Genomic DNA, 8,357 nt, shown 5'->3' on the forward strand with positions numbered 1-8,357 from the left:
GCACCCAAGCCCACTCCCTGAGCACGGACACCCGTCCGCGGCCTACGCCGGATGGTTACGATAGGGAAAGGCCAGCCGGTTGAGGTCGTCGAGCAGGCCGGGCGTCGTCGCGGTCGGAAAGCCGATGACGGTGAGGACGCGCAGATGCTGGTCGCCAAGACGCGGCTCCAGCCCGCCGGTCAGCGGCTGATCGGCGAGCAGCGCGTCGAGATAGATCGGCGTCTCGGGGACGCGCACGCGATGCCGCTTTGTCGAGACGGTCGAATGAAGGTAGGTCAGCGTCTCGCTGTCATCGAGCCAGGAGCACTCCGGCATGAAGCCGTCGAGCAGCGCTAGCACGCGATCGGTGCGGTCCATGAAGGTGCGCAGGATCTCGTTCGGATCGATGCCGGTGCGCTCACGGCCCTCATAGAGCCAGGTTTCCGCGCGAGCGGCTTCCTCGGCCGGCGGCAGATAGAGGAAGGTCAGGTAGCAGCCGGAAACAAAGTGAACGCCCTCTTCCTCGAAATCGGCCTTGCGCTCGGCATCGACCAGACCGGAAGCGGCATCGGGGAATTGATCCGCCGGATAGGTTGCGGCTTCGTGGCGCTGCGCCTCCAAAAAGATGCTCCAGCCTGAGCCGAGACGGCGGAAGGCGTTGTTGATGCGGCCGGCGACCGCGACCAGCTCGGCGGCGACGGCACTATCGAGATCGGGGCCACGGAAGCGCGCGGTGCGCTGGAAGGATCCATCCTTGTTGAGCACGACGCCTTCGGCGGCGAGCGCGACCCAGGGCAGATAGTCGGCAAGGCGGCTGGCGGTGCGGCGATATTCGGCGAGGTTCATCATCTGTGCCTCCCTCAGACCGACGGGATGGCGGGGATGCGCAGATGCCGGCGGCCGACCTCCACGAAGAGAGGATCGCGTTTTGCGGCCCAGACGGCGGCGAAGTGGCCGATGGCCCAGATGGCGAGGCCGACCAGCCAGAGGCGCAAGCCGAGGCCCACGGCCCCGGCCAACGTCCCGTTGAGGATCGCGATGCTCCTTGGCGCACCGCCGAGCAGGATGTGCTCGGTCAGCGCGCGGTGAACCGGGACGGTGAATGCGATCAGGGCGCAGGCGGAGCGATGACCGCACAAGGTCGGAGAGCGTGGCGACGCCTTCCTTGGTCCGCATGGAGACGAGGTTCGGCGCGGCGCATTGCAGTTCGCGCGTGTCCTCGATGATGACGACGCGATCGGCCGTCTTCGCCACCTCGGCCAGCAGCGCGTTGGTCAGCGTGGTCTTGCCGGTCGAGGTGCCGCCCGCGACGAGGATGTTGGCGCGCGCAGCGACGGCTTCGCGCAGGCTCAGAGCCTGATCGGCGCGCATGATCCCGGCGCGCACATAGTCGTCGAGCGTGAAGACGGCGACGGCGGGCTTGCGGATCGCGAAGGCCGGCGCTGCGACGACAGGCGGCAACAGGCCCTCGAACCGCTCGCCCGTCTCGGGCAGTTCGGCCGAGACGCGAGGGCTGCGGGCGTGAACCTCCGCGCCGACATGATGCGCGACCAGGCGCACGATGCGCTCGCCATCGGCGGGCGAGAGAGTTTCGCCGGTGTCAGACAGCCCTTCGGAGAGACGGTCGATCCAGATGCGTCCGTCCGGGTTCAGCATCACCTCGACGACGGTGGGGTCTTCCAGAAAGCGCGCGATGGCGGCCCCAAGCGCGGTGCGCAACATGCGCGCGCCGCGTTGGATCGCCTCCGGTTTTTGATGGCTGGTCGTCATATCGGCCCCGTTTCTCCACGAGGCGCGACAGACGGTCCCCGGATCGGGGTCGATTAAAAGAGCCTGAAATCAGGCAGATTCAACAAGTATCTAGGCCGGTGCGGCGGTCGGCGGCCATCGGCGGCGAATAGGACGGATTGTCTATTCGGCGCGATCTCTACCCCCTGCGGAGCATCCCCATCGCCGCGCGCCGGGACCGACTCGACATCGCGCGAAAGCTCTTTCAAGAACCTGTCGCCGGTCGCCAGCCGCTTGCCGAGGGTCTGCATGAACCCCTCGAACCGCTCCAGCCCCTTGGCGCGGCCGGAGGCTTGCGCGGCATCGGGCAGGACCGGGGTGAAGGTCAGCCAGTAGCGGACGAACAGCGAGACGGCCTCGCCGAGCACGGCGAGATCTTCGTCGAGCGTGTCGATCTGGCGGCCGAGCTTGTCGAGGCGGCGTGACATGGCTACCTCCAGCTTCTCGGTCGTATCGCCGGAGAGGAAGGACGCCACGGCGGCTTCGACGATGGCGGATTTGGAGATGTTCCGGCGCAGCGCCAGCGCCTCGACCTGTTTGAGCAAGGCCGGGTCGAAATAGACGTTCATGCGGGTGCGGGTAGTCATGGCGCGCTCCTCAAAGCTCTATGCCGTCGCCGGGATCGAGCGAGGCTTGCCGCGCGACCATCCGCATCCGGGCGGAGCGCCACGGCACTTCCTTCAAAACCTTCCGCGATCACTTCGGAGCGGCCGTCGAAAGCAACGCGGCGCACCAGAGCAGCGCCGTTGTCGATGACCACAACCGCATCGGGACCATCCGGCAAAATGCCAACGCCGGGTCGGGAGAAGCTCTGTCCCAACTCCTGCGTCGAACCATCCGGCAGGATGCGCGTCACCCGCCCGCCGTATTGGGAAGCGACGACGCTGCCATCCTTCATCTGGACCACGCCGACCGGCAAGGACAATCCGCGCCCAACAATGTGGCGCAATCCATTCGACAGATTGAGGGAAAGGATTTCGCCCGCGGCACGGTTTGCGACGAGTAGTTGACCATAGCTCGAAAAAGCGATCCCGGTCGGGGTTGCCAGATTCTCGGCAACGCGGACCTGTGTTCGGTCCTGCGAGACCCGGAGGATGTAGTCCCCCGAGTATGACGAAACAAACATCGCGCCTGCAGCGTCGATGGCGATGCCAGCCGGAGAAGCGATGCCCTTGAGCACGGTCGATCGTGTTCCGTTCGGAGCGATCCGCTCGACGGTGCCGCCGCCCCAATTAGAGACATAGACCGAGCCATCCGGGTGGCCGGTGTTGTGGTGATTGACCGCGGCCCAATCGAGCCTTGTGCCGAGATCGGTTTCGACCTGGGCCATGAGGTCGCGGGTATAGGCGGTGAGATCGGAGAGGTCCGTGCCGTCCTCGGGTGAGACGATGAAGCGAAACTGGTGGCGATCGTCCGCGCCGCGCTCGACGAAGGCAGCGCCGTCGGCGCGGTCGTCGGTCGCCGAATAGAGCTGGCCGCGCTCGCCGTCGCGCGAGTGCCGTCGCGCTGGATGTAGCGGATATGGGCGGCGGATTTGCCGTTCTTGCCCGCGCCCTGGACGTAGCGGGTTTTGACGACGACGCGGCGCTGACCGGCGCTGCTGTGCTTCCATCCGCCCGACAGGGTGCGGGCGCGCACGAAGGCCGCACCGCGTCCCCGTTTCAGGCCCGGCCCACCGCTCGTCCGTGATGCCTTACCACCCTTGGCCGATGCCTGCGACCGGGCGCGCTGCGATGACGATCCCGACGATCGCGACGGGCTGTTGCTTTGCTGGCGGGCGATCCTCTTCGCCTGGCTGAAGAAGCTCTTGGACTTGCCGAGCTTGGGCGCATCGTTGCGGACGCGACCGGGCCTCGGGCGGAAGCGAAACTCCTCGTCGTCGCTCAAGGCCGCGCCTCCGGCTCGACGATGCTGAAACGGCGAAAAAGGTCCGATTTCGGGCTATGGTGCCGCTCGAAACCCTGCAAAGCCAAGGCTTTGCGCCATGACGCGACACGCGAGGCCCTGAACCAAGGTGCCGTCCGCGCCGCCCCAAAACAGTGTGCAGACAAGGGCTTGCCCCGAAACCGGCCCGCCAGAGTGCCGGTTTCCTTTATCTTGCCCTCCACCCTTTCTGACCCTTCCGCCCTTCCGACCGGGAATGCAGCCAGGCGCGACCATGCCTGACTGGACACCGGAACCAGCGCGAACAGATGGGAGAGCGCCATCCTCATGGTGCTCTCCCATCGTCGGCCCGCGCGACGAACATGCTGCCGTCTCGCGGCTCCGCACCGCGGCGCTCGCGCACCGGAACGGTCGGGCGAACGTCGCCTGATGTGCCGATGGTCTGCACCGGATCGGCGCTCCGCCTGTCGCTCGGACGCATGACGAAGAGCGGGGCATCGCGCCAATCGGGCGGCGGTGCGGATTGCTTCTCCGGTGTCCCGGCTGCGACCGAGCTGCCGAGCGCCGGAGCGAGCGCTGCGACATAGGCGCGGGTTTCGGCCGGCAGCGGACTGCCCGTCGCGCGATGGTCGTCATAGCGGCCGGGACCGGCATTGTAGGCGGCGAGCATCGCCGCGACATTGCCATAGCGGTCCCACATCTCGCGCAGATAGGCGGTGCCGGCGAGGATGTTGTCGCGGGGATCATAGGCGTCGCGGCCGAGGCGATAGCGGACGCGCAGGCCGGCCCAGGTGCACATGCGGCCCTTGTTCCCGCACCATCGCTGCACGATAGGCGGATGACGCCGCCGAAGGTTGACCCGCGCACCGCCGTGTCGATCCCCTCAGCTCACGCGGATGCTCCGCCTTTGCCGGCGGTTCTATGTCAGCCCGGCATGTTGAGCGTAGCGGCCTGTTCCTCGCTGGTGTCGATGTGTTGGTGAATTGAGACCGGGCTTTTCGGACGCCCTGCCGTTCCGGAGGCATTCGCGAAGTAGCCGCTGCCGCCTCTTTGCGTTAGCGATTGAAGCCGAATGGCGGAAACGCGCTGTAGGCGTGGTTTCGGCGCAGCAGAAAGCGCGGGCCGAAGGTAACGCTCACATGCAATATGCGATAAGTAGGAACAGAAGCATCAATATAATGGGAGATATGCGTGCGTGGAGATGTTTCGCCTTCCGTTGAGGGACGACGATACTGGAAATTCGGATGGAACGACCTCGGCGGTTTGCCCATCATCGGAAAATCGGACTATCAGCCAAAAGGTGGCGCATTTCGCATGTTCGCCGAAGGGGTATTTCACGCTGAGCATTTGCTGACATTCCCGGCACAGAAGACCAAGGGAAAATTGGAAGCCTTCGGGCGCTGCGTCTATTGCGGTCGACAGAAAGATGAACACGGGCAGCCCTTAAGGCTGACCAGCGAACATATCATTCCAGAATTCCTCGGCGCTGGGCTAGAGCTGCCCGACGCCTCTTGCCCCACCTGCCAGAATATCATCGCAACTTTCGAGAGTTCAATCGCTCAAGATATCTTCGATCCCGTACGGAAGAGTTTTAGCCTCGTCGGAAAAGATGGTGTGCTGAAAAAGACCAACTTCCCTCTAGATATCGGGCGAGAAACATCCGCGCACGAATTCATACCCCTAATCCACTACCCGACGATCCTAGTGCTGCCGATGCTTTATCCAGCGGCCTCATATAGTCGACGACCAAGGGATGCCGACGAACCGGGCGGCGATTTCTTCCGCTCCCCATCCCCGATCCTCGGCAAGCTCGCGGAAGCGCTCGAACTGGTCGGCGGGGTGGAGGTCTTCGCGCGTGACGTTCTCGTCAAGGCTGATCTCGGCGGCATCGTTCGCCGTGTCGATGACGCAGCGAACGGGTTCGGTCTTCTTGATCTCCTTGCGCTTGACGCGCAGCATCTGCGCCAGCCTGCGGCCTTCCCCGATGCTGACGAGATAGAAGCCGGTTACCGCGCCGTCCGCGTCCGCTTCCGGCTCCATCACCAGATTTTGCAGGATGCCCTTGGCGGCGATGCTGGCCGCCTTCGCCTCGATAGACGCCTCGCTGTGCGGGGTCTTGCGGGCATTCTTCGGGTGCTTCTTGAGCTTGTTGAGCGGGATGAAGACGGTCGTGCCATGTTCGTCGGTCGGGGCGCTGGTTGCGGTCGTGGTCATGGTCTTTCTCCTATGGGCTTGGGTTGAAGCGCAGCGCTGCGCTGCAACCCTGCCCGTCGGCGAGACCGGGGGGGCAAGGTGCAAGGGCGACCGGGACGGAGGGGGATCACCCGGCCTGCACAAGCGGATCGAAGCCATGGCGAGAGTGGGAAACACGCATCCGCGCGGAAGGCTGGGGAGACCGTCCCGGTCGAGCGTGAGCGATCCCTTGCGCCGCGCCAGGGGGCAGAGCCCCCAAGCAATCGGCCCGGCCGAAGCGGAGCGGCGGCCGGGCTCAAGGATCAGATCAGGATATGGAGCCCTAGACGGCTTGAGCCAGTAGCATCCTGATCGCCCCGTTCTCGCTAGGAGAGGGGGCGTTGCGGGGTTTCCCCGCAGAAGGGGTCGACCGAGACCGCGGCTTGGTCGCAGGGGAAAGCTTTCCCCTTGTTGAATCTCCCTCCTTCAATGGCTTTCCTTGAAAAATGTCAGAAATCCGCGTATATTTCTGACAGGAGAACGATGATGACTCGGCTGACCGAACAGATTCAAGCGTATGCGGCGGGATTGCCTGAAGGCTCCCCTGTGTCTGCCAAGGGCTTGCTCCACCTCGGAAATCGCGCCGCTGTGGATCAGGCTTTGTCGCGCTTGGCCGAACGCGGTCAACTCATCCGCGCTGGTCGTGGCGTCTATCTTCGCCCCGTCGCCAGTCGCTTCGGCACGCGAGCGCCTTCGGTCGAGCAGGCGGTCGAGGCTCTAGCGACCCAAAAGGGAGAGATTATCGTCTCGAATGGAGCCGCTGCGGCAAACGCTCTTGGCCTGACGACACAGGTGCCGGTGCGGTGGGTCTATCTGACTTCCGGGCGCAGCCGGAAGATGCACCTCGGCAAGCAGGTCGTGGAATTGCGGCATGCGCCGCGCTGGCAATTGACATTGGCTAACCGGCCGGCGGGAGAAGCTGTCAGGGCACTGGCCTGGCTCGGCCCGGAGAAGGCTGACACCGCGCTCAAGACGTTAAAGCGAAAGCTGCCGGCCGTTGCGTTTGGCGAACTGGTTGCTGCCGCGCCGCAGTTTCCGACATGGCTCGCGAAGAGCGTCGGAAAGGCCGCCTATGGCTGACGCCTTTCTCCAGCTTTCCGCGCAGGATCGCCGCGATGCGCTCGGCGTCGCGGCCGATCGCTCCGGCCGTCCTGCGCATCTTCTCGAAAAGGACGTTTGGGTCGTTTGGGCTCTGGCGACCCTTTATGCAGCGCCGCTTGGCGAGCATCTTGTGTTCAAGGGTGGCACGTCGCTGTCGAAAGCTTATCACGTCATCCGCCGGTTTTCCGAGGATGTCGACCTGACCTACGACATTCGGGCAATCGCGCCCGATCTGGTCGGGGAGAACGGCGAAGCCCTGCCGACGACGCGCAGCGAGGAAAAGCGCTGGTCCAGCGAGGTTCGCAAGCGGTTGCCGGAATGGATAGGCAATACCGTGCAACCCGTGATCGCGACCGCCCTGGCCGCTGATGGGTTGGCGGCAGCAACCCGTGTCGAGGGAGACAAGCTCTTTATCGACTATGAGCCGACCGCAACCGGCTCCGGCTATGTCGCGCCAAGCGTGATGCTGGAGTTTGGCGCTCGCTCGACGGGTGAACCTGCAAGCCCGCGTGATGTCGTCTGTGATGCGGCCGGCTTGGTCGACGGACTGATATTTCCAACGGCGCGTCCGCGCGTGATGCACGCCGAGCGGACCTTCTGGGAGAAGGCGACCGCCATCCATGTCTTCTGCTTACAGGAGCGGCTGCGCGGCGATCGTTTCGCACGACACTGGCACGATGTCGCCCGGCTGGATGAAGCTGGTTTTGCGGATGCGGCTATCGCCGATCGCGAACTGGCCAACGCTGTTGCCCGGCACAAGTCAATGTTCTTTTCGGAGAAGGCCGCCGACCGCACGGCGGTCGACTATGCCGCGGCCGTCAACGGCGGCTTGCAACTCGTGCCGACTGGAGATGGCGCGAAGGCGCTGGAGGACGACTATGCCCGCATGGTCGAAGACGGATTGCTGCTGGAAGACGCGGAGCCGTTTGAGGTGCTGATCGAGCGATGCGCGGACATCGCAGAGCAGGCGAACCGCGCAGCAATATTTTACGGATCGAGAATACGGCTCACGCCCTCCGACAATCGATATCATCGATGAACGCCTGTGGGCCGGCCTCTACAGTTTGATCCAGACAGGAATTGGCAACGGCTCATTTGGCCTGCGTTTTCCGGAACAATGTCCTGACGGAAACGGTCCGTCCGGGTGTGACGAGCAAGCATTCCGTCGGGTGCTAGGCGCCGAGGTTCCGTGGATCGAATGGCCGCTCTCCCCGAGCGATGTGCCCGACACGCCGGTAATCCTGGATCTACTCGAGTTTTGCGCCAGCGCCGTGGGCGAGCCGATCCGGGGCAGCTATCACTCCTATTTCGGTCACTATCACCTGAGTTGGGTGTCAATCGGCGTTGAAGAGTGCCCCCTTATCGGCGTCCAA

General features: G+C 64.4%; 8 protein-coding genes and 3 pseudogenes. 3 read left to right on the forward strand and 8 right to left on the reverse strand.

Annotated features, from left to right (window positions below; all coding sequences use genetic code 11):
* Positions 1 to 57: 57 nt before the first annotated feature.
* From ACFOMP_RS06735 to ACFOMP_RS06770, 8 genes and pseudogenes are all read right to left on the reverse strand, one after another.
* Positions 58 to 828, reverse strand: a pseudogene (locus ACFOMP_RS06735) (conjugal transfer protein TrbE); the annotation flags it as partial.
* Between the two features lie 11 nt (positions 829 to 839).
* Positions 840 to 1,118, reverse strand: a complete 279-nt coding sequence (locus ACFOMP_RS06740) for a VirB3 family type IV secretion system protein (protein ID WP_379028777.1) — start codon at positions 1,116 to 1,118, stop codon at positions 840 to 842.
* Positions 1,081 to 1,701 (reverse strand): annotated as a pseudogene (gene trbB / locus ACFOMP_RS06745) (P-type conjugative transfer ATPase TrbB); the annotation flags it as partial. The pseudogene trbB and the gene ACFOMP_RS06740, both read right to left, overlap by 38 nt.
* A 101-nt stretch (positions 1,702 to 1,802) precedes the next feature.
* Entirely contained in the window at positions 1,803 to 2,354 is a 552-nt protein-coding gene (locus ACFOMP_RS06750; RefSeq protein WP_449302606.1) for a ribbon-helix-helix domain-containing protein, read from the reverse strand.
* Positions 2,351 to 3,379 carry a hypothetical protein gene (locus tag ACFOMP_RS06755; protein WP_379028761.1) on the reverse strand — a complete coding sequence of 343 codons (1,029 nt, stop codon included), beginning with the start codon at positions 3,377 to 3,379 and terminating at the stop codon, positions 2,351 to 2,353. Before ACFOMP_RS06755 ends, ACFOMP_RS06750 begins: the two co-directional genes overlap by 4 nt.
* 271 nt (positions 3,380 to 3,650) lie before the next feature.
* Positions 3,651 to 3,980, reverse strand: coding sequence for a hypothetical protein (locus ACFOMP_RS06760; protein WP_379028764.1), 330 nt, complete (start codon positions 3,978 to 3,980; stop codon positions 3,651 to 3,653).
* The gene (locus ACFOMP_RS06765; RefSeq protein WP_379028767.1) at positions 3,977 to 4,450 is read right to left on the reverse strand and encodes a lytic transglycosylase domain-containing protein; all 474 of its coding nucleotides are present in this window, start codon (positions 4,448 to 4,450) and stop codon (positions 3,977 to 3,979) included. Before ACFOMP_RS06765 ends, ACFOMP_RS06760 begins: the two co-directional genes overlap by 4 nt.
* Before the next feature lie 932 nt (positions 4,451 to 5,382).
* Positions 5,383 to 5,865, reverse strand: a complete 483-nt coding sequence (locus ACFOMP_RS06770; protein WP_379028770.1) for a ParB/RepB/Spo0J family partition protein — start codon at positions 5,863 to 5,865, stop codon at positions 5,383 to 5,385.
* Between the two features lie 504 nt (positions 5,866 to 6,369).
* Here ACFOMP_RS06770 and ACFOMP_RS06775 point away from each other — a divergent pair.
* From ACFOMP_RS06775 to ACFOMP_RS06785, 3 genes and pseudogenes are all read left to right on the forward strand, one after another.
* Positions 6,370 to 6,963, forward strand: a complete 594-nt coding sequence (locus ACFOMP_RS06775) for a DUF6088 family protein (protein WP_379028773.1) — start codon at positions 6,370 to 6,372, stop codon at positions 6,961 to 6,963.
* Complete coding sequence (locus ACFOMP_RS06780; RefSeq protein WP_019351175.1) at positions 6,956 to 8,023, forward strand: nucleotidyl transferase AbiEii/AbiGii toxin family protein; 1,068 nt, start codon at positions 6,956 to 6,958, stop codon at positions 8,021 to 8,023. Before ACFOMP_RS06775 ends, ACFOMP_RS06780 begins: the two co-directional genes overlap by 8 nt.
* 25 nt (positions 8,024 to 8,048) lie before the next feature.
* A pseudogene (locus tag ACFOMP_RS06785) lies at positions 8,049 to 8,357 on the forward strand (hypothetical protein); the annotation flags it as partial.

Origin of the sequence: Paracoccus simplex, assembly GCF_042648325.1 — a bacterium.
Classification (GTDB): domain Bacteria; phylum Pseudomonadota; class Alphaproteobacteria; order Rhodobacterales; family Rhodobacteraceae; genus Paracoccus; species Paracoccus simplex.